The following is a 26,228-nucleotide window of genomic DNA, read 5'->3' as shown; positions in this document are numbered from 1 at the left end:
TCAATTCACCGCCTCTGCCGAGGAACCGGTGACGTGGTGGAGCAGGTGCTCGACCGGTTCCTCGGGTGCCTGTTCCGCCGCTTCGACGGCGTTGTCGATCTCGTCGGTGACGCGCTGCTCGATCCGGGCCAGTTCCTTGTCGCCCAGCTCACCGTTCTCGCGCATGCGGTCGGTGAGCAGGCTGATCGGGTCCCGCTCCTTCCAGCGCTCGACCTCCGCCTTGTGGCGATACCGGTCCGGGTCGTACATCGAGTGGGCGCGGAAGCGGTACGTGCGCAGCTCCAGGAAATGCGGTCCGGTGCCGGCCCGGATGCCCTCCACGGCCCGCCTCGCGGCATCTTCGACGGCTTCGACGTCCATGCCGTCCACGGCCCAGGCGACCATGCCGTACGAGGCGGCGCGCATGGCCAGATCCGTCTGTGCCTCGTGCCGCTCCAGGGCGGTGCCCATGGCGTAGAGGTTGTTCTCGCAGACCAGCAGGAGAGGCAGTTTCCACAGGGCCGCCAGGTTCGCGGTCTCGTGGAACTCGCCCTCGGCGAAGGCCCCGTCGCCGAAGAAGCAGCAGGTGACGTTCGGCTGTCCACGCATACGGTCGGCGAGCGCGAGGCCGGCGGCCAGGGGGAGCCCGCCGGCGACGATGGCGTTGCCGCCGTAGAAGCGGCGGCTCGCGTCGAACAGGTGCATCGAACCGCCCCGGCCGCCGCTGCACCCGGTCGTCCGGCCGTACATCTCGGCCATGACGGCCTCGGCCGCGATCCCGCGGGCCAGCGCGTGGCCGTGTTCACGGTACGTGGAGACGACCGCGTCCTCGGGTGTCAGTGCCTCGTTGACGCCGACGGCCACGGCCTCCTCGCCGATGTAGAGGTGGACGAAGCCACGGATCTTCGTGGCGCTGTACAGCTCGACGCAGCGCTCCTCGAAGCGCCGGATGCGCAGCATGGACTGCAGCAGATCGGTCCGGTGTCCGGCGGCCCCGCGCCCGGACGGAGTTCCGGTACTCGCGTTCCCCTTGGCCGTCTTGGTCTTCTTGCCGGACTTCGGGGGCGCAGAGTTCTTCCGCGTGCGGGTGGGGCGGGCCACGGTCATTCGGATCCCTCCAGGGTCGACAAGTCGCCTGTGGGCAGGCCGAGTTCACGCGAACGCAGCAGGCGGCGCATCACCTTCCCGCTGCGGGTCTTGGGCAGGCTCTGGTCGAAGGCGATCTCCCTGGGAGCGACGGCGGGGCCCAGCTTGCGGCGGCCGAAGGCCAGCAGCTCCCTCTCCAGATCAGGGGTCGGATCGACACCCGGGCGCAGCGACACGAACGCCTTGACGACGTTCCCGGCGACCGGGTCCGGGCGTCCGATGGCCCCGGCCTCGGCGACCGACGGGTGTTCCATCAGCGCGCTCTCCACCTCGAACGGGCCGATGAGATGCCCAGCCGACTTGATGACGTCGTCGGCGCGCCCCACGAACCAGTACCAGCCGTCCGCGTCCCGGCGGACCAGGTCACCCGTCAGATACCAGCCGTCGGCGAACGCGGCGTCGTAGCGCTCCTTGTCGTGCAGGTAGCCGCGGAACATCGACGGCCAGCCCGGCCGCAGCGCCAACTCGCCCTCGACATCGGGGCCTTTCACCTCTGTGACCCTGCCGTCGATGACCAGTGCCCGGCCATCCTCGGCCTGCTCCAGCACGGTCGCCTCGACGCCGGGCAGCGGACGTCCCATCGAACCGGGACGGATCTCGCACGCCGCGAAGTTCGCGATCATGATGCAGCCGGTCTCCGTCTGCCACCAGTTGTCGTGCACCGGCAGGCCCAGCACGTCCCGGCCCCAGACGACGGCCTCCGGGTTGAGGGGCTCGCCGACGGAGGCGATGAAGCGCAGGGCGGAGAGGTCGTAGGAGCGCGGCAGGTCGTACGGGCCCTGTCGCGGCGTGGCGCGCATGAGCATGCGCAGGGCCGTGGGGGCGGTGTACCAGACGGTGACCCGCTGTTCACCCAGGATCCGGTACCAGCGCCGGGCGTCGTAGTCGCCCTCGTCGACGACCACCGTCACGCCGTGGACGAGCGGCGCGATGATCCCGTACGACATGCCGGTGACCCAGCCGGGGTCGGCGGTGCACCAGTACACGTCCTCGGGGTGCAGATCGAGCGCGTACGCGGCCGTGGCATGGTGGGCGACGACGGCCTCGTGGACATGGACCGCACCTTTGGGGGTGCCGGTGGTGCCGCTGGTGAAGTGCAGCAGCGCCGTGTCCTCCGGGGACGTCGGCGGGATGGTGAAGGTGTCCGAGGCGGCGGACATCAGGTCGTCGAAGGAGGCCGTGCCGGGCAGGTCCCCCGCGCCGGGTCCGACGATCAGGACGTGCTTCAGTCCGGGGACCGATGTCCGACGCTCGGCGACCTTGCGCCGGTAGAGGGCCGCGGTGGTGACCAGGATCTGTGCGTCGCCCAGGCGCAGCCGCTGCTCGACCGGGTCGGGGCCGAAGGCGGAGAAGAGCGGGCACAGCACGCTGGTGTTCTTCAGTGTGCCCAGCACCGTCGCGTACAGCTCGGGGCAGCGGCCCAGCAGTGTGAACACCCGGTCTCCGTGGCCGACGCCGAGCGACCGCAGGACGTTAGCGAAGCGGGCCGTGCGGCGGGCCAGTTCCGCGTACGTGATGGTCGAGACGGAGTCGTCCCGTGCGACGCAGCGCAGCGCGACCTTGTTCGCGTGGGCCGAGGCGGCGTGCCGGTCGACCGCCTCGTGGGCCATGTTGAGCCCGCCGCCTGGCAGCCTGGCCAGCGTGGCGCGCGCCTGCGACCAGGTGAAGGCGGAGCGGGCCCGGTCGTAGTCCGTGAGACGGGGTGGCACGACCGGAATGGCGTCCTTGTGGATGGTTTTCCAGTGCATGGGGGCTCCTCCCGGCACTGTCCCCTGATCTCCAGGGTCGCCGAGCCCGGCTCTGGCCGCATTTCCGCCGGATGGGCACGGGTGTCCACCTGGCCGCTGCCGATCGTGTCGGCACAGGTGCTGGACGACGCCCTTGGGGACGCGTCGGAGCGGTACCGCGACGCAGCGGTGAGCCGGCGGGTGACCGAGGGCCCGGCACGCCAGTCCCTGCTGGAGGCGGCCTCCGACGCGGACCTGCTGGTCGTCGGCGCCCGCAGACGACAGGGGCGCCTGGGCCTGCAACTGGGACTGATCACCCATGCGGTACTGCATCACGCGCCATGTCCGATCGCGGTCGCCCCCGGGATATGACCGGACCGGCCAAGACGGACCACGTCGACGGTCGCCCCTGCGGGACCGGACGTCGTCCCCCCAGGGACCTTCGGCCCTGTGGCGGGAGGCCGCTGCCGTCCGATGATGGACAAAGGGGTGGGGAAACGGACCAGCGACTTGCTGGAGGCCGAGTCATGAGTGCACCCAATCCGCCGCAGGCGTCCGGTCCGCCCCCGCCGCGTCAGCACGCGCCAAAAGGGGCGAACCCCCTCAGGCGTACTTCCGACAGGCTCGAGTCCTGGTTCCGCGGCTTGCTGATGCTCGTCCTCGTCCTCGGCCTGCCGGTGGCCGCGCTCAGCGCGGGGCTGACGGCGTATGAGTCGTCGATGCGTACGGTGCAGACTCAGTCGGCGGAGCGGCACCAGGTCACCGCCCGGCTCATGTCGACGGACAAGGGCGTCACGACAGATGGGAAGCAGCGGGCGACGGTCCGCTGGACCGACGACGACGGCACGGTACGGACGGGAACAACCCTCGTGGCGGCGCGAACGCCCATGAGCGCCATGGTGCGGCTGTGGGTGGACCGCGACGGCAGCGTCACCGACCCGCCGATGAACGCGCTCACCGCGAAGACCAATGGCTGGTTCGTGGGGGGCACGGCGGCGCTCGGCATGGCCGCCGGCGTCTACACGGCACGTGCAGGCATGCGCCACGTGCTGGACCGGAGAAGGTACGCACAGTGGGACGCCGAGTGGGACCTGGTGGAGCCCCTGTGGTCCGCGCGCTTCCGCCGGTGATGGGCAGGAAGCCCGGACGGGAGCCTGGGAGGCGACGCTGATGTCCGACGCGACGACCACCGACCTGTACGAAGTGACGATGGCCATGTCCTACCTCCGGGAGGCAATGACCGGCCCCGCGACGTTCAGCCTCTTCGTTCGCGACCTGCCTGACGAGCGCGGCTTCCTGGTCGCCGCAGGGCTGGAGTCGGTCCTGGACTACCTGTCCGGCCTCCATGTCGGCCCGGAGGACGTCGACGCCTTCGCGTCCGCGGTGCGTCGACCGCGGCGGGATCTTCAGCCCCTGCTCGGCCTGGAGTTCACCGGTGACGTGCGGGCGGTGCCGGAGGGAAGGATCGTGCTGGCGGGGGAGCCCCTGTTGGAGGTGACCGCGCCTCTCCCGCAGGCGCAGCTGGCCGAAACGTACGTGCTCAACCAGCTCAGCCACCAGACCGCCATCGCCTCGAAGGCCGCACGGTGCGTCCTCGCAGCGGCAGGGCATCCGGTGGTGGACTTCTCCCTACGGCGGACCCACGGCCCACAGGCCGGATTCCAGGCCGCCCGCCTCGGCGCGATGGTCGGCTTCGCCGGAACCAGCAACGTGGCCGCGGCCACCGCCCTGGGCATCCCTGCCGTCGGCACCATGGCTCACTCCTTCGTGGAGGCGTTCGCCACGGAGGAAGACGCCTTCCGCGCTTTCGCGCGGTCCCACCCAGGGCCGGTGACCTTGCTGGTGGACACCTACGACACCGAGGCGGGCGTCCGCGTCGCCGCGCGCGTCCTGCGGGACCTGGATCGCGGGCCCGGCTCGGCCGTACGGCTGGACAGCGGCGACCTCGGGGCTCTGGCGGTACGGGCGCGGTCCATCCTCGACGAGGCGGGCCTGCCGCAGGTGCGGATCGTCGCCAGCGGCGGTCTCGACGAGTACGCGCTGGACGACCTGATCCGCCCGGGAGCGCCGATCGACATCTACGCCGTCGGCACCCGCGTCGGGGTCTCGGCCGACGCACCGTATCTGGACTCGGCGTACAAGATGGTGGAGTACGACGGACGGCCGGTGATGAAGCTGTCGTCGGCGAAAGTGACGGCACCCGGTCCCAAGCAGGTCTTCCGCTGCCCCGGATACGCCGACGTGATCGGTCTGGCCGACGAGCAGCCCCCCGACGGTGGCAGGCCGTTGCTGGAGACGGTGATGCGGGGCGGGCAGCGCACCGGCACCAGGCCCACGCTCGACGAGTGCCGGGAGAGATTCACGGCGGACCTGAGCGGGCTTCCGGCGGCAGCCCGCCGGATCCGAGCGCCGGTCGCGCCTCGGGCGACGGCCTCCGAGCGGCTGGGCGCACTCGCCGCCCGCGTCCGGCGCCGCATCGAGGAACAGACGACGGCGGCTTCCGCACGGTCCTCGGTCCCGGAACGAAACGTGTCCGGACCGCAGGGGTCCGTATCGAGGTGAGGAGGAAAGCGATGCCACACACGGCGGAGTGGGAGGTTCGACTCCACCTCTTCGAGGACGAAGACGGAACCACAAAGGCGCATGTGGTGCTGGACACCGGCACCACGGCGCTCACCGGCCACGGCACCGCGCACTGCCATCCGGCGGACGCCAACGTGCCCGAGATCGGGGACGAGCTGGCTGCAGGCCGGGCCATGGAGGACCTCGCCCAGCAGCTGCTGAACATCGCCGGGCGCGACATCGAGGGCATGGGGGTGCCGCGGCCCAGCACTCGACAGGTCACCGGATGGCCCACGTGACCGACGGTCGGTACAGCAAGTCAAGGAGGATCAGCCATGACACATCCCGTACGACACACCAGAGGTGGGCTCTCGGCAGCCCTGCATGAGCTGGACGATCTGCGTGCCCGTATGGACCAGCTCATGCACGCAGTCTTTCCCGTCGGCGGTTACCCCGAGTTCGGTACTGCCGAGCCATGGGCGCCGCTGGCCGACGTCGTGGACACCGAGGACGCCTACCTGGTGGAACTGGAGCTTCCCGGCGTGGACAAGGACCAGATCACCGTGGAGGTCGCCGAGGGCGAGCTCGACATCCACGGTGAGATCAAGGAGAAGGAACAAACCGGGGTGGTCCGCAGGCATACCCGCCGCATGGGGCAGTTCGACTACCGCACGACGCTGCCGTCGAACTCCGACACCGAGCACATCAGCGCGGACCTGACGGGCGGAGTCCTCACGGTGCGCGTCCCGAAAACCGAGACGGGGAAGGCGCACCGCATCGAGATCACCGGCTGAGCCAGGCGAGCGTCCGCCGGGCCACGTACTGGATTCGGCAGGCAAGCGCCCCTTTCCCTCCGCGCGAGGCCGACGGCTCCGCCGGCCTCGCGTGCGGCCACGGCCCCGCACGTCTCCCAGCCGCCGACCGCGACGGCCCCCTCAGGTGGCGGAGGTGGGGGACCGTGGGGCGTCGTCGGTCCGGTACGTGAGGTGCTCGGCGACCGAGACCACGCCGTCGACGCTCCGGCAGAGCCGCTCGACGACGGGGATCAGACTCCTGAACTCGACTGTGCCCCTGAGGTCGACCCGCCCGTCGCGCACCTCGACCGTCACCTCTGAGGGACCAAGCCCCATCGTGCGTCGCAGCACATCCTCGGTGATCTCGTCGCGGATGGCGTCGTCACGGCGCAGAAAGATCCGCAGCAGGTCGCCACGGCTGACGATGCCCAGGAGCCGGTCCGTCTCGTCCACGACGGGCAGCCGCTTGACGTGCTGGGCCTCCATCAGGCGGGCCGCCTCCACCACGCTCCACTCCGGACGCGCGCACACGGCGGGAGCCGACATCACTTCCTCCGCGCGCGAGCCCTCGGCCTTGGCCCGCTCCCACGCCTCCAGGTGCGGAACAGGGACCCTGCCCGACGGGTCGGCCTGATCGGCGCTCTTGCGCAGCAGGTCCGCCTCCGACACCACACCCATGGGGCGGTCCAGGTCGTCCACCACGGGCACAGCGGTGACGTCGTTGTCCGCCAGCAGCCTGACGATCTCCTTGAACGGCAGGTCGCGCCGCGCCTTGACGACGTCTCGGGTCATGAGTTCCGCGACCGTTCGGTGCTGCATGTCGCCTCTCCCGTCCGGGTTGTGACCGCTTGACATCCAGTCGGCTCAGCCCGCCTCTGCGGATGCGGGCCGGTCGTCCCATGCGGCGGCGTGTCCCGCGTGGCACGTTGGATACAGCACCATTCTGAGGAGAGGGCGGCGATCATGCGAGCTCACCTCGGCGACCAACTCGTCATCGAAAGCCAGAAAACCGGCGCGACCAGGCGCGACGGCGAGATCGTCGGACTTCATCACGAGGACGGAACACCCCCATACGACGTGCGCTGGTCGGACACGGACGAAGTGACGCTCGTGTTCCCCGGCCCCGACGCACACATCAAGCCTGTGGAGCACGGGCAGCCCGGGACCACCCGCGGGTCTTCCCGGCCGGACACGGGCGAGGCGGAGGCCGTGTCCGCGGCTCCTCCGCCGGCCGGGACACCCAACCCCGGCGACATCGGCCGGCGCGTGGCCGTCGAACGCCGGAGGCATGGGTTGAGCCGGGAGGAAGCGGCCCGCCGCGCCCGAATGTCGCCGGACTACCTGACGTACCTGGAGGAACAGCCGGCCGACCCGACCGTGGCGACTCTCCTGAGGCTGGCCGACGCGTTGGGCACCACCGCCACAGCCCTGCGCGGGGCAGGCGTCGACCTGCCACCCGGTCAGGGTCACGCACTGCTGCATCCGCAGCTGCGGGAGCTCAGCCCGGAGGAATGCCGCCGCCTGCTGTCCACGCACGGTGTGGGGCGCATCGCCGTGTCGACGTCGGACGGCCGCCCGGCGGTCGTCCCGGTCAACTACGAGGTCGTGGACGACGCGATCGTCTTCCGGACCGCGCCCGACTCCGTGCCCGCGGCTGCTGTCGGAGTGGAGGTCGCCTTCGAGGTCGACCACGTGGACGAGGCGATGAGCCAGGGCTGGAGCGTGCTCGCAGTCGGCCCCGCGAACGTCGTCACGGAGCCCGACACTGTGCGTGGGCTCGCCCAGCGAGCACATACCGAGCCATGGGCGGGCGGTGCACGCGAGATGTGGGTGTCGATCCGACCCACGCGTCTCACGGGCCGGCGCATCACTCCGGCGGATCAGTAGGCGTCCACGGGCCGCCGAACAGCGGCCCCGTCCCAGCGGGTCGCCGACTCGCGAGGGGAGGTTCCGGTGAGCCGACAAGCACCGGCCGACGAGCAGGTGACGGCCCTGGCCCACGCCGCGGCCGCCGCCCCGTCCATGCACAACGCGCAGCCCTGGCTCTTCCGCTACTTCCAGCACAGCTGCACGTTCGAAGTCCACGCCGACTTCGAGCGCACCATGCCGCACTCCGACCCCGACACCCGGGGCCTGCACATCGGCTGCGGTGCCGCGCTGCTGAACCTGAGAGTCGCCGTGGCCCACGAGGGTTGGTATCCGGAAACCTTGCTGCTGCCCGACCCCACCGACCCGACGCTGGTCGCGAGCGTTCGGTTGACCGGCTCCGCAACCGACGAGAGCGAGCTCGGCGTGCTGTATCCGGCGATTCACCAGCGTCACAGCAGCCGTTACCCGTTCGAGGAGAGGGACATCCCCGACCCCGTGCGGGAGGCTCTCAGCGCAGCCGCCCGCGTTGAGGGAGCAGCGCTGACCTTCCCGACCTCATGGCATCTGCGGGAGGTGCTGGAACTGGTCCAGGAAGCCGAGGCACGCAACATCACCGACCTCGGCAGCGACCAGGACCTGGCGCGGTGGACGCGTATCGACGCCCCGTCGGCGGGCACCGCCGACGACGGAGTCCCGCACTACGCCTTCGGGCCGCGCAAGCGCGGGGGCAGGGCCCCTATGCGCGACTTCGCGGGACCCCGGAGGGTGGCGGGCCGTGACGCCGCGGATTTCGAACAAACTCCTCGGCTGGCACTCCTCAGCACGAGCCACGACCACCCGGAGGACTGGCTCCGCGCCGGGCAGGCCATGGAACGCGTCCTGCTGCTGGCCACCCTTGAGGGCCTGTCCAGTTCCTTCGTCACCCAGCCCCTCGAATGGACCGACCTGCGCTGGCCGCTGCGCGACCCGGTGTCCGGGACGGGCTACGCCCAGATGCTCCTGCGCCTGGGGTACGGCCCCAAAGGACCCGCCACACCGCGCCGCCCGGTGCCGGACGTACTCGACATCCAGCCCTGACCTGCCACCCAACCCTGACCCGCCCGGGGGACCGCAGCCGGCCGGCGGCCGGCCTCACGCAGGGTCACTGAGACCTCATGCACGTTCACGTGGACGGCGTGGTTGAAGGCCGGGAAGAGGACCACGGGCAGCCGCTTGACGTGCCGAACGGCCATGATCCTGGCGGCCTGGGCCAGGGTGGCGTCGGGGCAGACCGTGATCGCGGGGGTGCTCATGAGCTCCCCGGCCGTCGTCGCCCCGGCTGCTGCGGCACGCGACTCTGCGGTGGGGCCCGGCGGAGGACGGAGGCGGGCAGGCCATGCAGAGCACGAGCAATCCCGGTCTGCCGCCGTTACGACGCAGCCACGCGGACCGCCGTGACCTTGTACTCGGGGCAGGAAGTGACGGTATCCGCGACGTCCGAGGTGAGGCGGTTCACTCCGCTCGCGGGGAAGTGGAAGGAGCAGAAGACCTGGCCTGGGGCTGTCTGGTCACCGACACGAGCGATGAGCCGGGCTCGGCCGTGCCGGCTCTCCACCGTCACCTGCTCGCCGTGGCGCACGTCGTACCGGCCGGCGTCGTCGGGGTGGAGATCAAGGAAGTCGACCGGGTCGAGCGCGAGGTTGCCGCCGCGCCGCGTCATGCTTCCGGAGTTGTAGTGAGCCCAGCGCCGCCCGGTGACCAGGACCAGCGGATAGTCGTCGTCGGGCCGTTCACCCGGGGGGAGATAGGGGGCGGCGGCCAGGTGGGCCCGGCCGTCCGGTGTGGCGAAGCGCTCGGTGTACAGCTTGGCTTCTCCCGGCCGGTCGGGGGCGGTGCAGGGCCATGGCACCGAGCCCTCGCGGTCGAGCCGGTCGTGGGAGAGCCCGGCGAAGACGGGCGCGAGCCGGCCGCATTCGGCGAGGGCGACGGCGGGAGTCGCGCAGCCCAGCTCGACCCCCATGGCTCCGGCGACGGCCCGAAGGGTGTCGAAGTCGGTGCGGGCCTGTCCCGGTGGGGGCACGGTGGGGCGGACGCGCTGGAACCGGCGGTCGAAGTTGACGAAGGTCCCTTCCTTCTCCAGCCAGGAGGCCACTGGCAGTACGACGTCGGCGTGCTGGGCCGTCTCGGACAGGAACAGTTCGTTGCAGACGACGAGCGGGCAGGCGTCCAGGGCGTGGACGACCTGGTTCGTGTCGGGGTCGGTGGCGCAGACGTCCTCGCCGATGACCCACAGCGCCCGCAGATCGCCGGCTCGTGCGGCGCCGAACATGTCCGGGATCCGCAGGCCAGGCCGCCCTGGGACTGGTACGCCCCAGACGTCCTCGGCCCGCGCGCGGGCGGCCGGGTCGGTCACCTTTCCGTATCCCGGCAGGAGGTCGGGCAGGGCGCCCATGTCGGAGGCGCCCTGGACGTTGTTCTGGCCGCGCAGCGGGTTGACCCCGTACCCCCGGTCGGTGCCCACGGCACCGCGCAGGATCGCCAGGTTGGCCAGGGACCGCACCCCGTCGGTGCCGTGGAGGTGCTCGGTGACGCCCAAGCCGTAGACGATGGCCGGCCGCTCGGCCCTGCCGTAGAGGCGGGCGGCGGCGACCAGGTCCGCGGCCGGTACACCGGTGAGGTCCGCGACGCGGTCGGGCGGGTAGTCGGCCAGCAGTTCGGTCAGCTCCGGCAGTCCGGTGGCCCGTTCGCGCAGGAACGCCTCGTCTGCCAGCCCTTCGGTGAGCAGGACATGGGCGAGCCCGTGGAAGAGCGCCACGTTGGTGCCGGGACGCGGACGCAGATGCACATCGGCGTGCAGGGCGAGACCCACGGCCCGCGGGTCGGCGACGACCAGCCTGGCGCCGCGGAGGACCCGCCTCAGCAGCCGGGCTCCGACCACCGGGTGGGCCTCGACCGGATTGGCCCCGACCACCAGCAGACAGTCGGACCGCTCCACGTCGTCGAACGTGTCGGTGCCGCCGGAGAGCCCGAAGGAAGCGGTGAGGCCGGCCGCGGAGGGGGAGTGGCAGAGGCGGGAGCAGTTGTCGACGTTGTTCGTGCCGATGACGACCCGCATGAACTTCTGTACGAGATAGTTCTCCTCGTTCGTGGCGCGGGCCGAGGAGATCGCCGCCACGGCGTCCGGGCCGCCGACGTCGACCGCCGCCCGCAGCCCCCGGGCGACATGCGCCAGCGCCTCGTCCCAGCCGACCGGCTCCAGCACGCCGTCCCGTCGCAGCAGGGGCCGGGTGAGCCGTTCCGGTGAGGTGCGGAATCCGTGTGAGAAGCGGCCCTTCACGCACGCGTGGCCGCGATTGACCGGGCCGTCCCGGGCGGGCAGCACCGCCGTGACCTCACCGTCCTGCGCGATCACGTCGAGGGTGCAGCCCACGCCGCAGTAGCCGCACGTGGTGCGCGTGCGGGCCTTCGCGGGGTGGAGCGCCGAGGTGAGTCCCCGCGCCGGTCCCGGCTGGGTGATCGCCCCGGTGGGGCAGGTGTCCACGCAGCCGCCGCAGGCCACGCAGTCCGACTCGGCCCAGGGCCCGCCGGTGCCGGGGGCCACGACGGTGTCGCCGCCTCTGCCGACCAGGGTGAGGGCGAAGGTGCCCTGCAACTCGGAGCACATCCGCACGCACCGGCCGCAGGCGATGCACAGGTCCCGGTCAAGGTGGACGTACGGGTGGGAGTCGTCAGTCCCCCGACCTCCGGCCCCATGCGCCGACTCAGGGCCGATGCCCATCGACCGGCAGACATGCGCCAGTTCGCTGGGACTGTCGTTGGCAAGGGCCCGGGGCGGAAGCGCAGAGACGATGACCTCCACCGCGTCCCGGCGCAGCCGCACAACCTCGTCGCCTCTGGTGTCCACGCGCATGCCGGGGGAGGCCGGAGTGACGCAGGCCGCCGCGATGCGCCCCTCGGCCCGTACGAGACACGTACGGCATGACCCGGCGGGACTGAGCCGGTCGTCGGAGCACAGCGCGGGCAACTCGACCCCGGCCGCCCGCACCGCCGTGAGCAGTGACGACTCCTCTGGCACCGCCACGCCGGTGCCGTCGACCTCGATCGTGACTGCGTTCATGGCCCCCATCCCGGCAGTCGGTCCCCGTAGGCGTGGGCCAGGCTGTGCACGGCGGGCGGGATCCGGCGTCCGAAGGCACACAGGCTCGCCTCGGCCAGGACCCGCGAAAGCCGCTCCCACTCTCGGCCCGGCGGCGTGTCGGCGGACGCCCATTCCAGGCCGCGGCGCGAGCCGACACGGCAGGGCGAGCACGCGCCGCAACTCTCGGCCGCGGCGAACTCCCAGACGTGACGCAGCACTTCCTCCGGTGCCACTCGCTCGTCGAAGGCGACGAGACCGGCGTGGCCGAGGGCGGCGCCCCGGGCCGACAGCCCTGCCTCCGACAGCGGCACGTCCAGCGCATCGGCGGCGAGGAAGCCGCCCAGCGGCCCGCCGACCTGGAGAGCCATCAGCTCGGCGCCGTCCTTCGGACCGCCTCCGAGCTCGGTGACGATCCGCCGCACCGGCGTGCCGAGCTCGACCTCGTAGCAACCCGGCCGGGCGAACCGCTCCGAGAGACAAACCAGCTTGGTCCCGGTCTCGTCGGACGTGCCGCGCCGGGCGTACGCCGCGCCGCCGCGCCGGACGATCCATGGCACGGCAGCCAGGGTCTCCACGTTGTTGACGACGGTCGGCGCATCCCACAGCCCACGCTCGGTCGGGTACGGCGGACGGGGCCGGGCGCATCCGCGACCGCCCTCCAGCCCCGCGATGAGTGCGGTCTCCTCACCGGCGATGTAGGAGCCGGCGCCCTCGACGATGTGGATGTCCAGGGAGGTGGCCGTCCCATGGACGGACGGTCCGAGATGCCCGTCGGCGTATGCCTGGCGCACCGCTTCCCTCATCCGGGCCAGGGCGGCTGGGTATTCGGAGCGCACCAGCACGATGCCCTGGCGGGCCCTGCACGCGAAACAGGCGAGGGCCAGACCCTCCAGCACGCGCCCCGGGTCGGTTTCCATCAGCAGTCTGTCGGCGTACGAACCCGGATCGCCTTCGTCGCCGTTGGCGACGATCACGGTCCCGGGTGCGCGGCCGGCCGCCTCCCACTTCGCCGCCACGCGGAATCCGGCGCCGCCACGCCCCCGAAGCCCGGACGCCGCCACCTCCCGGTGGACCTCGTCCGGAGTGCCCGACGACACCGTCCTCGACCACACCTCCCACGTCGGCTCACCGGAGAGCACACCGCCGAGCAGGACCGGGTCACCGGTGTCGTCGGCCACCGGGATCTCCGGCGCCAGGGGTGGCTCCCGCCCTGCGAGCTGAGCGGGGAGGGTCACCCCGGTACACGGTGTGTCGCCGTCCAGCGCGGCGGGCCCCGCATAGCAGTAGCCCAGACAGCGGACGGCCTGCACCGACACGTCACCGCGCGGTGAGGCGGTATGCGCGGCGACACCCAGCTCACGCTCCACCTCCGCGAGGTGCCCTCCGCCCCCTGCGGCGAAGCACGCCGTCGCGGCGCATACCCGGATATGACGGTCGCTGTGCGGGACGGCGAGGTCCGCGTAGTAACTGGCAGGTCCCAGCGCGGCGGCAGCGGGCAGGCCGACACGGGCGGCGACAGCCGGTGCCCAGACCTCGGGGCCGTCCCCCGTTCCAGCTCTGGTCTCGGCCAACGACTCGATCAGCCTGTCTCCCGGCCGCCCACGTCGGTCCGCCAGCGCCCGGAAAGCGTCGAAAGACTGCGCGGATCCGATGAGCGCCATGCATTCATCGTGGAGGAAGGCGCACAAGACCGCAGCTGGGAAACCGGCACGGGTGGAAACCGGCATCGAGCACCTGCTGACAAGAGCGAGGACACCCGGACCGAGGTTGCGGCCCGGACCACGCCGCCGGAGCCTGGAGGTGTCCCGCATACGTGGCATGGAACGGCTGAATTCCTCTGTATTCCTCACCGATCGAGAGGAGGGAGGCCGCTATGACCAGCATCGCCCACCGCATGGCCACCCTGTTCCGGACCAAGGCGAACAAAGCCCTGGACCGGGCTGAAGACCCGCGCGAGGTACTGGACTACTCCTATGCCCAGCAGCAGGAGATGCTGCAGAAGGTTCGACGCGGTGTGGCGGACGTGGCCACCAGCCGCAAACGCGTCGAGGTGCAGATCAACCAGCTGCAGCAGTCCGGCGGCAAGCTGGAAGGACAGGCCCAGAAGGCACTCGCCGCCGGACGGGAGGACCTCGCCCGCGAAGCCCTGAGCCGTCGCACCGCCGTGGCCTCCCAGGTCACGGACCTGCAGACCCAGCACGCTTCGCTGCAGGCCGAGGAGGAGAAACTCACCCTCGCCGCACAGCGCCTGCAGACGAAGGTGGAAACCTTCCGCACCAGCAAGGAAGCCATCAAGGCCCGCTACACCGCGGCCGAGGCCCAGACCAGCATCACCGAGGCCGTCACCGGCATCGGCGAGGAGCTGGGCGACGTCGGCCTTGCCATGCAGCGTGCCGAGGACAAAACCGAACAGCTGCAGGCCCGAGCCGGAGCACTGGACGAACTGCTCGCCTCCGGCGCCCTGGAGGACGCAACCCTCCCCGCCGGCCGCGACGACATCCAGGCCGAACTCGAGCGCGTCACCGCGGACCAGGACGTGGACAAGGAACTGGCCCGGATGAAGGCCCAGCTGTCGGCGCCCGCAACCCCGCCGGCCGTAGAGGGCAGGAGCGCCGAGCCGGGCCCGCCCGACCAGGAGGCGACATCATGATCATGCGGATTCTCGGTGAGGGCCAGTACGAGATCACCGATGAACACCTCCCCCGGCTCAACGAGCTGGACGCCACCTTGCAGTCGGCCGCCGACGCGGGCGACGAGACGGCGTTCGCCACCGCCCTGTCGGCCCTGCTGGACGCGGTGCGCAGCCTGGGCACACCGCTGCCGGACGAGACGATCACGCCGTCCGATCTCGTACTGCCGGATGCGGACACCGGCCTCACACGGGTGCGGGAGCTGCTCTCCGACGAGGGCCTCATCCCGGGGTGACCGGGCGCACGCCCGGCCCGGCTCGGCTACGGCGCCACCGCGTCCTGAACGGCGCTGCCCTCACTCCACCTCTGACGAAACCGGCCCCTGCTCAACGTGAATGCAACCGCACGACCACTGGCCGAGTGGGCAGGCCCTCAGCCGCAGCCCTGTACAGGGCGGGCAGGACGTGGATGCGGGCGGCGGTGATGTCGGGCGTCGATCCGGGCTCGACCCCGGAGACCCGCAGCGGCGTGCCGTCCGGAGCGGCCAGGAACTGCACGTTCCCGCCGAATGCCTTGTGCTTCCGACTGAACCACAGGTCGTTGCCGTTCTCGCGGACTCCGGCGACCCGGTCACACTCGATCAAGGTGCCGTCCAGGATCACGTGCGTCATGCCCGACTCCTGACACACTTTCAGTATCTCGTGCAGGCCAGGTGCCTGGTCGGCGAGGACATCGCTACCTTCGTGCAGGTAGCGGTAGCGGTAGCGGTAGCGGTAGCGGTAGCCGGTGGCCTGGGAGACACCGGCGTCGCGGGCCAGGCAGTGCACGCAGCCGCGCTCACGAAAACCAGCGCGATGATGTGGCGCGGGACGTCGAGCGTGGCAGCATAAGTGATCAACGTGAGCCTCTGGTTCGGCAGACGACCTTGTAGTGAGAAGCGTCCTACCAGGGGCTTCACGGCCACCCTCGGCCGGTGGCTCCAGTGCGACCTGACCCCGCAATGACGGAGCGGAATCGTCGGGAATGCTCGGCCGGGTCCGCTATCGGGCTTCGTGGCGGCAGTCCCTGCCACTGGGCCTGACCCTCAGCGCCGCCGTGCTGATGCAGCTGTCGAACCCCTTGCTGGGGGCGCACCAGCGGCCCGGGCTGCCCGGCCTGCCGTTCGACTCGCGGGTCCTGGCCATGGTGCTGCCGTTCTTCGTCACGCTCGAACTGTGAGTGCTGAGCCGCTACGTCGGGGTAACCCTGACCCCTGAGGCGGTCGTCGTCCACAACCTGCGCCGCTGGACCATCCCGTGGACCAACGTGGCCGAGGTCGCGGTCGAGCCGTTCACCGGCGGACGGCGGGTAGTCCTCTACGAGACGGATGGACGCCGCACCCCGCTACGAATGCCCAGCTCCGGTTTCCTGTCCCGCGACCGCCGGTTCGACGACAAGGTCGCGACCATCCGAAGCTGGTGGCTTGCCAACGGCGGCGCGGCCCGAGGCGAAGACACAGCTGGTGAACTCGGCCACTGGGGGCGTACCTACGGCCGGCTGCCCGAGCGACTGGGCATGCGACCTGCGTGGCCGACAGCGGTGCTCGACGTGCCCGGGCAGCCCGGTCTGAGCGAGGAGGGCCGGCCGCATCGGGGGCGGTCGGCGTGGTACGGGCAGTGGCTCGCCGAGCACTGGAGCAGGCGGTTGGGGGGGGCAGGCCCTGGTGGTCGGGCACTCGCTCGGCGGCGAACGGTGCGGAGGCCAGGCCGAGGCGTTCGCAGACCAGCAGGGTGACGGGGGCGATCAGCAGTACGGTGGTGACGTTGTCGAGCAGCGCGGACGCCACGGCGGTGATCAGTATCAGCATCGCCATCACGCGGAAGGGTTTGCCGCGGGCCCGTTTGACCGACCAGATCGCCAGGTATTCGAACAGGCCGGTCTGCCGCAGTACGCCGACGATCGCCATCATCCCCAGCAGCAGGAAGATGACGTTCCAGTCGATGCCGGTGTGCTCGGAGTAGAACGCCGCCTTGTCGTCGGTGGCGCTGATCGCGAGCATGAACCCGGCGCCGCCGAGGGCCGCGGCCGTGCGGTGGACGCGCTCGCTGATGATCAGTGCGTACGCGCCGACGAACACGGCCACGGCCGCCCAGCTGTGCCAATCACTCATACGGCTGTCTTTCTCTCCAGTCCGGTGTCGCGGTTGTCGCGGTTGTTCTGGTCGTCTTCGTCGTCAGGGATGCCGACAAGGTCCTCGACGTCGAACATGCGGGCGATCGGTACATCGGTGCTGGAGTGGGCCACGATCGAGAAGGCGATGCACACCGCGATCAGCGTGTATGCCTCCTCGGCCTGCGGGATGCCGGATTGCAGTACCAGCAGCCCGTAAACGACCGAGGCGAAGCCCTTCGGCCCGAACCAGGCCGCGGTGAGCTTCTCGCGCCGATCGAACCGCGTACCGGCCAGGGAGATGAGCAGCGATGCCGGGCGGATCAGCACGATCGCCAGGACGACCGCCACGTAGCCCTGCCACGGCAGGTCCGCGAACAACCGCGGGGTCAGCAGCGCCCCGAACACCAGCAGCGCGGCGAACTTCGCCAGCTCCGCCAGTGCCTCGCCCAGCGGCTCGAACGCCTCCTTCGCCTCCGGTGAGAGGGCGGCGAGCACGGCCCCGGCGGAGAACGCCGCGAGGTAGGGGTTGGCGTGGGTCAGGTGGCACATGCCGTAGAGGATGATCCCGGTCGCCAGCGGCAGCAGGGGCTGCAGCTTCGGCTCGGCGCCCAGCAGCCGGAACCGTACAAGTCCGTTGCCGAAGAGCGGCAGCAGCACGCCGAAGGCCAGGCCCATGGCCAGCTCCAGCGCGATGCGCCCGATCGACGCCTCGTCCGCGTGCCCGGCGGCGGTGGGGCCGGCTGTGGCGATCAGGAGGAGTACGACGGGCAGTGCGAGGCCGTCGTTGATGCCGCTCTCGACATTGAGCAGTTCACGCAGCTTGGCGGGGACCTCCTTGCGACCCACGATCGCCGAGGCGAACACCGGGTCGGTGGGCGCCAGCACCGCCCCCACCAGGAACGAGGTCGTCCAGTCCAGACCGACCAGGTAGTGCGTGGCCAGTGCCATGAACACGAACGCAAGCGGCATGCCCAGGCCCAGGGCGCGGGCCGGGTTGCGCCAGTTCGCGCGCAGCTTGGCGAAGGACACGTGCTGCCCGTCGGTGAACAGCACGGCGAACAGCGCCAGATCGGCGGTGACCGACACGATTTCGCTGTCCGGCGTGATGTGGATCAGTCCGAGGAAGCCGTCACTGACCAGTGCTCCGCCTGCGAGGAAGAGCAGGGAGGTGGACAGGACGGTCCGGGCGGCGAGCCCGGACAGCAGCACTGCGACCAGCAGTGCCACCCCGAAGACAGCAACGAGTACCACCGGAAAACGCCCTCGATCGGAAGAGAGATCACACCTCTTTTCGCCGACCAGGCTTCCCGGCACACCAAGGGGAACCCTACCTGCTGTTGATGCGTCTTTGACAGGATGCTTACACGCACCATCGGGGCGGTCAGGTTGCCGGGATCCGGCAGTGAAGGCGGTTCCTGCGGCTATGGCGTTGTTGTCGCCGACAGGTGGGTGGGGGCGGTGGGGTGGTGGGGGGCCGCCGGGAGGGTGAGCACCATGGTGAGGCCGCCGCCGGGGGTGTCCTCGGCGGTGAGCGTGCCGCCTATCGCGTCGGCGAAGCCGCGGGCGACCGCGAGGCCGAGGCCGACTCCGGCGCCGCGCGGGGCGTCGCCGTAGCGCTGGAAGGGCTCGAAGATGCGGTCCTTGGCCTCGTCCGGGACTCCGGGGCCGCGGTCGACGACCCGGACCTCCACTCGGTCGGCGAGGGCGCTGGCCGACACGGTCACGGGCTCGCCGTCGGGGCTGTATTTGACCGCGTTTTCGACGACGTTGGCGACGGAGCGCTCCAGCAGTCCCTTGTCGACGGCGACCATCGGCAGGGTCTCGGGGATGTCCAGGACGACGGCCGAGTCGGGGTCGGGGATGCCGACGAGCGCCATGGGGACCACCTCGTCGAGGTCGACCTCGCGAATGAGCGGGGTGAGCGTGCCGGTCTGGAGGCGGGACATGTCGAGCAGGTTGCCCACGAGGTGGTCGAGGCGGTCGGCGCCGTCCTCGATCGCCTCGAGGAGTTCGGCCTGGTCCTGCTCGGACCATTCCACGTCGTCCGAACGGAGTGAGGACACTGATGCCTTGATGCCGGCGAGCGGGGTGCGCAGGTCGTGGCTGACGGCGGCCAGCAGGGCGGTGCGGATGCGGTTGCCCTCGGCCAGTTCCTTGGCCTTGTCGGCCTCTTGCTGCAGGCGCTGGCGGTCAAGGACCACAGCGGACTGGGCGGCGAAGGCGGCCAGCACCCGGCGGTCCTCGGCGGGCAGCACCCGGCCGGTGAGGGCCAGTGTCATATGGTCGCTGACCGGCATGTCCACGTCCGCGTCTTCCGGCCGCTCCACCGGCCGGTCGCTGCCGGCCCGGCCGGCGCAGGTCCAGGGGGCGACGTCGCTCTCCCGTTCCAGCAGGGCCGCGGACTCCATGCCGAACGTCTCGCGTACCCGCTCCAGCAGCGCCTCCAAAGTGGTCTCGCCGCGCAGTACGTTGCCGGCGAGGAAGGAGAGGATCTCCGACTCGGCGCGCAGCCGGGCCGCCTGCTGGGTGCGTCTGGCTGCGAGGTCCACCACCGAGGCGACGGAGACGGCCACCGCGAAGAACACGGCGATGGCGACAATGTTCTTGGGGTCGGCGATCGTCCAGGTGTGGACGGGCGGGGTGAAGAACCAGTTGAGGACCGCCGAGCCGACGGTGGCGGAGGCCAGCGCGGGCAGCAGTCCGCCGAGCAGGGCCGCGGTCACCGTCAGTGACAGGAACAGCAGCACGTTGTTGGCGAGGCCGAGGTCCGCGTCGATGTGGGTCAGCAGGAGCGTCAGCAGCGCTGGGCCGACCACGCCCAGGAGCCAGCCCCAGATGATCCGCGCCCGGCCGAGCCGCGCGGCCCGGATCACCGGCAGGCCGCGCCCTTTGCCCGCCTCGTCGTGGGTGATCAGGTGGACGTCGAGGTCGGGGCCAGAGTCCCGGGCGACGGTCGCGCCCACGCCGGGTCCGAAGATGTACTGCCAGCTCTTGCGGCGCGAGACGCCCAGCACGATCTGGGTGGCGTTCACTCCGCGCGCGAAGTCCAGCAGCGCCACGGGGATGTCGTCGCCGACGACATGGTGGAAGGTGCCGCCCAGGTCCTCCACCAGGGTGCGCTGGACGGCCAGTTCCTTCGGGGAGGCGGAGGTCAGCCCGTCGCTGCGGGCGATGTAGACGGCCAGGACCTCGCCGCCTGCGCCCTTTTCCGCGAGCCGTGCAGCGCGCCGGATCAGTGTGCGGCCCTCGGGCCCGCCGGTCAGGCCCACCACGATCCGCTCCCGCGAGCCCCAGATCTTCGACACCCGATGCTCGCCCCGGTACTGCTGCAAGTACTCATCGACGCGGTCTGCCACCCACAGCAGGGCGAGTTCGCGCAGCGCGGTGAGGTTGCCGGGCCGGAAGTAGTTGGACAGGGCGGCGTCGACCTTGTCGGGCTTGTAGATGTTGCCGTGCGCCATCCGGCGGCGCAGCGCCTGTGGCGACATGTCGACCAGCTCTATCTGGTCCGCCCGTCGCACCACCTCGTCCGGCAGGGTCTCCTGCTGCCGTATGCCGGTGATCGACTCGACGACGTCTCCGAGGGACTCCAGGTGCTGGATGTTGACCGTCGAGACCACGTCGATCCCTGCCGCGAGCAGTTCCTCGACGTCCTGCCAGCGCTTGGCGTTGCGGGAGCCGGGGATGTTCGTGTGCGCCAGCTCGTCCACGAGGGTCACTTGCGGGCGGCGGGCGAGGACCGCGTCCACGTCCATCTCGGTGAAGACGCTGTCGCGGTATTCGATCTCGCGGCGCTCGATCTGCTCCAGCCCGTGGAGCATCACCTCGGTACGCGGCCGGTGGTGGTGCTCGACGAAGGCCACTACGCAGTCGGTGCCGCGCTCGATCCGGCGGTGGGCCTCGGACAGCATGGCGTAGGTCTTTCCAACGCCGGGTGCCGCGCCGAGGTAGATCCGAAGCTTGCCGCGTGCCATGGTCTCGTCTCTGCTTTTCGTTGCCGGCGGTGCGTGGGTGACCCGTCAGGACTCGAAGCGGTAGCCCATGCCGGGTTCGGTGATCAGGTAGCGCGGGTGCGCCGGGTCCGCTTCGAGTTTGCGCCGCAGCTGGGCCATGTACACCCGAAGGTAGTTCGTCTTGTCGCGGGACGATGCGCCCCAGACTTCCTGGAGCAGCTGCTTTTGTGTGATGAGGCGGCCGGGGTTGGTGACCAGGATCTCCAGCAGATGCCACTCCGTGGGAGTGAGCCGGATGTCGTGGCCACCGCGGGTGGCCTTCTTGGTTAGCAGGTCGATGGTGAAGTCGTCCGTCTGGATCAGGCTTGTCTCGGGGGCAAGGGGGATGCTCTGCGTGCGGCGGACCGCGGCGCGCAGCCGGGCCAGCAGCTCGTTCATGGTGAAGGGTTTGGTGATGTAGTCGTCGGCGCCCGCGTCGAGGGCGGCGACCTTGTCTTCTGACGCCGTCCGGGCGGAGAGGACCAGGATGGGCGTCCTGCTCCAGCCCCGCAGCGCCTTGATGACGTCGACGCCGTCCATGTCGGGCAGCCCCAGGTCGAGGACGATCACATCGGGCTGGCGGGCGGCGGCGAGGCGCAGGGCCGTGGTGCCGTCGGGCGCGGCGTCCACGCCGTACTGCCGGGCCTGCATGTTGATCACGAGGGCTCGTACGAGTTGTGGATCGTCTTCCACCACCAGCACCCGGGTCATCGGTGTGCGGCCTTCCTGTCATCGGTGGACGGGGCAGTGCGTTCGCAGCGGTGCCGGGAACCGGCGGGCAACGATCCGCCGCCCGCCGGCTCTCAGCTTGTTGTCCTGCGGCGTCAGGCCATCAGTGCTCGGCCAGTTCCTTCAGCGCGATGTTGAGTTCGAGGACGTTGACGCGCGGCTGGTCCAGGAAGCCGGCCGTGCGGCCCTGGGTGTGGTCCTTGACCAGCTTCTCGACCTGGGTCGCGGTCAGACCGTTCGCCGTGGCCACGCGGTTGACTTGGATCTTGGCGAAGGCCGGGGAGACGTCCGGGTCGATGGCGGAGGCGGAGCCGGTGACCGCGTCCTCGGGCACCTCGGACTCGGGTACGCCGTTGAAGGCGGCGACCTGCTTCTTTGCGGCCTCGACCATCTTCACCAGCTTCGGGTTACTGGCGCTGAGCTGGCTGGAGCCGGTGGCCAGCGGGTCGTAGCCGCTGTTGGACGGCCGTGGCTGGAACCACTTGGGGTCCGGCTTGTCGGTGCCGGGCAGGTTCCAGCTCTGGCCGATCAGCTTCGAGCCGACCTCCTTGCCGTCCACCTTCACCATCGACCCGTTCGCCTGGTCGTGGAAGGCGAGTTGGCCGATGCCGGTCACGGCCAGCGGGTAGACGATCCCGGTCACCACGGTGAGGACCAATAGCATGCGCAGCGCCGCCCACGCCATGCGCACGGAGTTCACGAATGAGGTGTTCATGTCCTTCACCCGATTCCGGGGATCAGAGAGATGAGCAGGTCGATGATCTTGATGCCGGCGAAGGGGGCGATCAGCCCGCCGATGCCGTAGATCGTGAGGTTGCGCCGCAGCATCTTGTCGGCGCTGACCGGCCGGTACTGCACGCCCTTCAGGGACAGCGGCACGAGCGCGATGATGATCAATGCGTTGAAGATGACGGCCGAAAGGATCGCGGAATCCGGCGAGTTGAGCCCCATGATGTTGAGCTTGTTCAGGCCCGGGTAGACGGCCGCGAACAGTGCCGGGATGATCGCGAAGTACTTCGCGACGTCGTTGGCGATGGAGAACGTGGTCAACGCGCCGCGCGTGATGAGGAGTTGCTTGCCGATCTCGACGATCTCGATGAGCTTGGTCGGGTTGGAGTCGAGGTCGACCATGTTGCCGGCCTCCTTGGCGGCCGACGTACCGGTGTTCATCGCCACACCGACATCCGCCTGTGCCAGCGCGGGCGCGTCGTTGGTGCCGTCGCCGGTCATCGCGACGAGTTTGCCGCCGGCCTGCTCCCGCTTGATCAGCGCCATCTTGTCCTCGGGCGTGGCCTCCGCGAGGAAGTCGTCGACGCCCGCCTCCTCGGCGATCGCCTTCGCGGTCAGCGGGTTGTCACCCGTGATCATGACCGTCTTGATGCCCATGCGGCGCAGCTCCTCGAACCGCTCCCGCATACCGTCCTTGACGACGTCCTTGAGGTGGATGACCCCCAGGATCCGGGCGCCCCGGCCGTCCTCGACGGCGACGAGCAGCGGGGTACCGCCGGCCTCGGAGATGCGGCCCGCGATCTGGCGGGCGTCCTCGGCGATTTCACCGCCGCGCTCCTGGACCCAGGCGATGACCGAAGCCGTGGCCCCCTTGCGGACCTTGCGGCCGTCGACGTCGATGCCCGACATGCGGGTCTGCGCGGTGAACTCGATCCACTGCGCGTGCGCCAGCTCGCCCTGGTGCCGCTCGCGCAGCCCGTACTTCTCCTTGGCGAGGACGACGACGGAACGGCCCTCCGGGGTCTCGTCGGCCAGGGACGACAGCTGCGCGGCGTCGGCGACCTCGGCCTCGGTGGTGCCGCGCACCGGCACGAACTCCGACGCCTGGCGGTTGCCGAGGGTGATGGTGCCGGTCTTGTCGAGCAGCAGTGTGGAGACGTCACCGGCGGCCTCGACCGCCCGGCCCGACATCGCCAGGACGTTGCGCTGTACCAGCCGGTCCATGCCGGCGATGCCGATCGCGGAGAGCAGGGCGCCGATCGTGGTCGGGATCAGGCAGACCAGGAGGGCGACCAGCACGACCATGCCGAGCTTCGAGCCCGCGTAGTCGGCGAACGGCGGCAGGGTCGCCACGGCGAGCAGGAAGACGATGGTCAGCGAGGCGAGCAGGATGTTCAGTGCGATCTCGTTCGGCGTCTTCTGCCGCGCCGCGCCCTCCACCAGGTTGATCATGCGGTCGATGAACGTCTCGCCCGGCTTCGTCGTGATCTTGATGACGATGCGGTCGGACAGCACCTTCGTGCCGCCGGTGACCGCGGACCGGTCGCCGCCGGACTCGCGGATGACCGGGGCGGACTCACCGGTGATGGCTGACTCGTCCACGGACGCGACGCCCTCGATGACATCGCCGTCGCCGGGGATGATGTCGCCCGCCTCGCACACCACCAGGTCGCCGATCTTCAGCTCGGTGCCGGGGACTCGTTCCTCGGTCTTGCCGTCCTTCGTCAGCCGGCGGGCGACCGTGTCGGTCTTGGCCTTGCGCAGGGTGTCGGCCTGGGCCTTGCCTCGTCCCTCGGCCACCGCTTCTGCCAGGTTGGCGAAGACCACGGTGAGCCACAGCCAAGCGCTGATCGTCCAGCCGAACCAGTCGCCCGGGTCCTTGAAGGAGAACACGGTGGTCAGGACGGAGCCGATCCACACCACGAACATCACGGGCGACTTGATCATCACCCGCGGGTCGAGCTTGCGGAAGGCGTCCGGCAGCGACTTGACCAGCTGCTTCGGGTCGAACATGCCGCCACCGACCCGCCCTTCGGGCTTGTGTCCGGTCGGTGCGTCCTGGTGGGGCGCGAGTGTCGGAGTGCCAACGGACATGGCGTCCTGTTTCTCTACGTCGGTCTTCTTCGTGTTGGTCGTCATCACGCCAGCCCCTCCGCCAGCGGGCCCAGCGCGAGGGCCGGGAAGAACGTCAGGCCCGTGATGATCAGGATCGCGCCCACCAGCAGGCCCGTGAACAGCGGCTTCTCGGTGCGCAGCGTGCCGGCGGTCGCCGGGATGGGCTTCTGCTCAGCGAGCGAACCGGCCAGCGCGAGGACGAACACTATCGGCAGGAACCGACCGAGCAGCATGCACAGGCCCAGCATCGTGTTGTGGTACTCGGTGTTGGCCGCGAATCCGGCGAAGGCCGAGCCGTTGTTGTTGCTGGCCGAGGTGTAGGCGTACAGGACCTCGGAGAAGCCGTGCGCGCCGATGTTCGTCATGGACGACTGGCCCTTGTCCAGGGCCATCGCCAGCGCGGTCCCGATCAGCACCAGGGCTGGAGTGACGAGGATGTAGCACGCCGCCAGCTTGATCTCGCGGGTGCCGATCTTCTTGCCCAGGTACTCGGGCGTGCGGCCGACCATAAGCCCGGCGATGAACACGGCGATGATCGCCATGACCAGCATGCCGTAGAGGCCGGAGCCGACACCGCCGGGCGCGATCTCGCCGAGCATCATGCCCAGCAGCAGCACACCCCCGGACAGTCCGCTGAAGGAGTCGTGGAAGGAGTTGACCGACCCGGTCGAGGTCATTGTGGTGGACACCGCGAAGAGGGATGACGGGCCTTCGCCGAAGCGTTGCTCCTTGCCTTCCATCGCGCCGCCGGCGAGCTGTGAGGCTGTGCCCGGGTGGGTGTACTCGAGCCAGGTCACGGCGACCACGCCGGCGAACCAGATGAGGCCCATCGCGGCGACGATGGCGTAGCCCTGCTTCACCGAGCCGACCATCTTCCCGAAGGTCCGCGGCAGCGAGAACGGGATCACCAGGAAAAGGAAGATCTCCAACAGGTTGGTGAAGCCGTTGGGGTTTTCGAACGGGTGCGAGCTGTTGGCGTTGAAGAAGCCGCCGCCGTTCGTGCCGAAGTCCTTGATCGCCTCCTGGGAGGCCACGGCGCCGGGGCTGATGGCCTGCTTGTCACCGGTCAGCGTGGTGATGGTGTGGATGTCACCGAAGTTCTGGATGGCACCCGCGGCGATCAGGATCACCGCCGCCACCACGGAGATCGGGATCAGAATGCGGACGGTGCCACGCACCAGGTCCGCCCAGAAGTTGCCCAGGTCTCCGGTGCGGGAGCGGGCGAAGCCGCGCACCAGGGCCACGGCCACCGCCATGCCGACGGCCGCGGAGACGAAGTTCTGCACGGCCAAGCCCATCGTCTGGGTGACGTGGCTCATGGCCACCTCACCCGAATACGACTGCCAGTTCGTGTTCGACACGAAGGACGCGGCCGTGTTGAACGCCTGGTCCGGGGTGATCGCCTTGAAGCCGAGCGACAGCGGCAGCTTGTCCTGTACCCGCTGCAGCAGGTACAGGAAGAGCACGCTCACCGCGGAAAAGGCCAGCACCCCGCGCAGATAGGCGGGCCAGCGCATCTCCGCATCCGGGTTGGCGCCCACCGAACGGTAGATCCACCGCTCGACGCGCAGGTGCTTCTTGGAGGAGTAGACGGCGGCCATGTAGTCGCCGAACGGACGGTGCACCAACGCGAGCGCGCCGATCAGCGCGGCCACCAGGAGCACGTCGGCAAGGACGGGACTCATCTC

22 protein-coding genes and 2 pseudogenes are annotated in these 26,228 nt (G+C 70.2%); 10 read left to right on the top strand and 14 right to left on the bottom strand.

The window, feature by feature from the left end; genetic code table 11:
• The gene (gene pdhA / locus ACIBTS_RS07580; RefSeq protein WP_399317344.1) at positions 1-1,086 is read right to left on the bottom strand and encodes a pyruvate dehydrogenase (acetyl-transferring) E1 component subunit alpha; all 1,086 of its coding nucleotides are present in this window, start codon (positions 1,084-1,086) and stop codon (positions 1-3) included.
• Positions 1,083-2,873 (bottom strand): acetate--CoA ligase, encoded by a 1,791-nt coding sequence (acsA, locus tag ACIBTS_RS07575; RefSeq protein ID WP_399317342.1) that lies wholly within the window; start codon positions 2,871-2,873, stop codon positions 1,083-1,085. Before acsA ends, pdhA begins: the two co-directional genes overlap by 4 nt.
• 81 nt (positions 2,874-2,954) lie before the next feature.
• Between acsA and ACIBTS_RS07570 the strand changes: the two genes are divergently transcribed.
• The 5 genes from ACIBTS_RS07570 (at position 2,955) to ACIBTS_RS07550 (ending at position 6,208) form a co-directional block, all read left to right on the top strand.
• The gene (locus ACIBTS_RS07570; protein WP_399317339.1) at positions 2,955-3,224 is read left to right on the top strand and encodes a universal stress protein; all 270 of its coding nucleotides are present in this window, start codon (positions 2,955-2,957) and stop codon (positions 3,222-3,224) included.
• Between the two features lie 155 nt (positions 3,225-3,379).
• Complete coding sequence (locus tag ACIBTS_RS07565) at positions 3,380-3,982, top strand: hypothetical protein (RefSeq protein ID WP_399317338.1); 603 nt, start codon at positions 3,380-3,382, stop codon at positions 3,980-3,982.
• Positions 3,983-4,022: 40 nt separating this feature from the next.
• A complete protein-coding gene (locus ACIBTS_RS07560; RefSeq protein WP_399317336.1) occupies positions 4,023-5,414 on the top strand; it encodes a nicotinate phosphoribosyltransferase in 1,392 nt (463 codons plus the stop codon).
• An 11-nt stretch (positions 5,415-5,425) separates the two neighbouring features.
• Positions 5,426-5,713: a DUF1876 domain-containing protein gene (locus ACIBTS_RS07555; RefSeq protein ID WP_399317334.1), complete on the top strand. Its 288-nt coding sequence runs from the start codon at positions 5,426-5,428 to the stop codon at positions 5,711-5,713.
• 36 nt (positions 5,714-5,749) lie between these two features.
• On the top strand, positions 5,750-6,208 hold the full coding sequence (locus ACIBTS_RS07550; RefSeq protein ID WP_399317332.1) for an Hsp20/alpha crystallin family protein: 459 nt from the start codon (positions 5,750-5,752) through the stop codon (positions 6,206-6,208).
• Between the two features lie 141 nt (positions 6,209-6,349).
• Here ACIBTS_RS07550 and ACIBTS_RS07545 read toward each other — a convergent pair whose 3' ends face one another.
• Entirely contained in the window at positions 6,350-7,027 is a 678-nt protein-coding gene (locus ACIBTS_RS07545) for a CBS domain-containing protein (RefSeq protein ID WP_399317330.1), read from the bottom strand.
• Between the two features lie 144 nt (positions 7,028-7,171).
• Between ACIBTS_RS07545 and ACIBTS_RS07540 the strand changes: the two genes are divergently transcribed.
• Together ACIBTS_RS07540 and ACIBTS_RS07535 are read left to right on the top strand one after the other, a co-directional pair.
• A complete protein-coding gene (locus ACIBTS_RS07540; protein WP_399317328.1) occupies positions 7,172-8,095 on the top strand; it encodes a DUF1918 domain-containing protein in 924 nt (307 codons plus the stop codon).
• A 66-nt stretch (positions 8,096-8,161) separates the two neighbouring features.
• Positions 8,162-9,154 (top strand): Acg family FMN-binding oxidoreductase, encoded by a 993-nt coding sequence (locus ACIBTS_RS07535; protein WP_399317326.1) that lies wholly within the window; start codon positions 8,162-8,164, stop codon positions 9,152-9,154.
• 119 nt (positions 9,155-9,273) lie between these two features.
• Here ACIBTS_RS07535 and ACIBTS_RS07530 read toward each other — a convergent pair.
• The 3 genes and pseudogenes from ACIBTS_RS07530 to ACIBTS_RS07520 form a co-directional block, all read right to left on the bottom strand.
• Positions 9,274-9,399: pseudogene (locus ACIBTS_RS07530) on the bottom strand (CBS domain-containing protein); the annotation flags it as partial.
• An 86-nt stretch (positions 9,400-9,485) separates the two neighbouring features.
• Complete coding sequence (gene fdhF / locus ACIBTS_RS07525; protein WP_399317324.1) at positions 9,486-12,173, bottom strand: formate dehydrogenase subunit alpha; 2,688 nt, start codon at positions 12,171-12,173, stop codon at positions 9,486-9,488.
• Positions 12,170-13,855 (bottom strand): NAD(P)H-dependent oxidoreductase subunit E, encoded by a 1,686-nt coding sequence (locus tag ACIBTS_RS07520; protein WP_399317322.1) that lies wholly within the window; start codon positions 13,853-13,855, stop codon positions 12,170-12,172. Before ACIBTS_RS07520 ends, fdhF begins: the two co-directional genes overlap by 4 nt.
• 212 nt (positions 13,856-14,067) lie before the next feature.
• Here ACIBTS_RS07520 and ACIBTS_RS07515 point away from each other — a divergent pair, with 212 nt between their 5' ends.
• On the top strand, positions 14,068-14,844 hold the full coding sequence (locus tag ACIBTS_RS07515) for a PspA/IM30 family protein (RefSeq protein WP_399317321.1): 777 nt from the start codon (positions 14,068-14,070) through the stop codon (positions 14,842-14,844).
• A complete protein-coding gene (locus ACIBTS_RS07510; RefSeq protein WP_399317319.1) occupies positions 14,841-15,119 on the top strand; it encodes a hypothetical protein in 279 nt (92 codons plus the stop codon). Before ACIBTS_RS07515 ends, ACIBTS_RS07510 begins: the two co-directional genes overlap by 4 nt.
• 91 nt (positions 15,120-15,210) lie before the next feature.
• On the opposite strand, the gene ACIBTS_RS07505 is transcribed toward ACIBTS_RS07510, so the two are convergent.
• Positions 15,211-15,651: a transposase family protein gene (locus ACIBTS_RS07505; protein WP_399317317.1), complete on the bottom strand. Its 441-nt coding sequence runs from the start codon at positions 15,649-15,651 to the stop codon at positions 15,211-15,213.
• A gap of 196 nt (positions 15,652-15,847) precedes the next feature.
• On the opposite strand from ACIBTS_RS07505, the gene ACIBTS_RS07500 reads away from it, so the two are divergent.
• Positions 15,848-16,042 carry a hypothetical protein gene (locus ACIBTS_RS07500; protein ID WP_399317315.1) on the top strand — a complete coding sequence of 65 codons (195 nt, stop codon included), beginning with the start codon at positions 15,848-15,850 and terminating at the stop codon, positions 16,040-16,042.
• Positions 16,043-16,535: 493 nt separating this feature from the next.
• Here ACIBTS_RS07500 and ACIBTS_RS07495 read toward each other — a convergent pair.
• From ACIBTS_RS07495 to kdpA, 7 genes and pseudogenes are all read right to left on the bottom strand, one after another.
• Positions 16,536-16,973: pseudogene (locus ACIBTS_RS07495) on the bottom strand (SLC13 family permease); the annotation flags it as partial.
• Entirely contained in the window at positions 16,970-18,226 is a 1,257-nt protein-coding gene (locus ACIBTS_RS07490) for a cation:proton antiporter (protein ID WP_399317314.1), read from the bottom strand. The gene ACIBTS_RS07490 and the pseudogene ACIBTS_RS07495, both read right to left, overlap by 4 nt.
• Positions 18,227-18,396: 170 nt before the next feature.
• A complete protein-coding gene (locus ACIBTS_RS07485; RefSeq protein ID WP_399317312.1) occupies positions 18,397-20,949 on the bottom strand; it encodes an ATP-binding protein in 2,553 nt (850 codons plus the stop codon).
• Between the two features lie 45 nt (positions 20,950-20,994).
• Positions 20,995-21,678: a response regulator gene (locus ACIBTS_RS07480; protein ID WP_399317310.1), complete on the bottom strand. Its 684-nt coding sequence runs from the start codon at positions 21,676-21,678 to the stop codon at positions 20,995-20,997.
• 121 nt (positions 21,679-21,799) lie between these two features.
• The gene (kdpC, locus tag ACIBTS_RS07475) at positions 21,800-22,411 is read right to left on the bottom strand and encodes a potassium-transporting ATPase subunit KdpC (RefSeq protein WP_399317308.1); all 612 of its coding nucleotides are present in this window, start codon (positions 22,409-22,411) and stop codon (positions 21,800-21,802) included.
• A 5-nt stretch (positions 22,412-22,416) separates the two neighbouring features.
• Positions 22,417-24,564, bottom strand: coding sequence for a potassium-transporting ATPase subunit KdpB (kdpB, locus tag ACIBTS_RS07470; protein WP_399317307.1), 2,148 nt, complete (start codon positions 24,562-24,564; stop codon positions 22,417-22,419).
• On the bottom strand, positions 24,564-26,225 hold the full coding sequence (gene kdpA, locus ACIBTS_RS07465) for a potassium-transporting ATPase subunit KdpA (protein WP_399317305.1): 1,662 nt from the start codon (positions 26,223-26,225) through the stop codon (positions 24,564-24,566). Before kdpA ends, kdpB begins: the two co-directional genes overlap by 1 nt.
• Positions 26,226-26,228: the final 3 nt, after the last annotated feature.

The sequence above is a fragment of the Streptomyces sp. NPDC050121 genome, assembly GCF_044460385.1.
GTDB classification, from domain to species: Bacteria; Actinomycetota; Actinomycetes; order Streptomycetales; family Streptomycetaceae; genus Streptomyces; species Streptomyces soliscabiei.
Note: the sequence above shows the minus strand (reverse complement) of the source record. Positions and strands in the feature narration are given on the sequence as shown.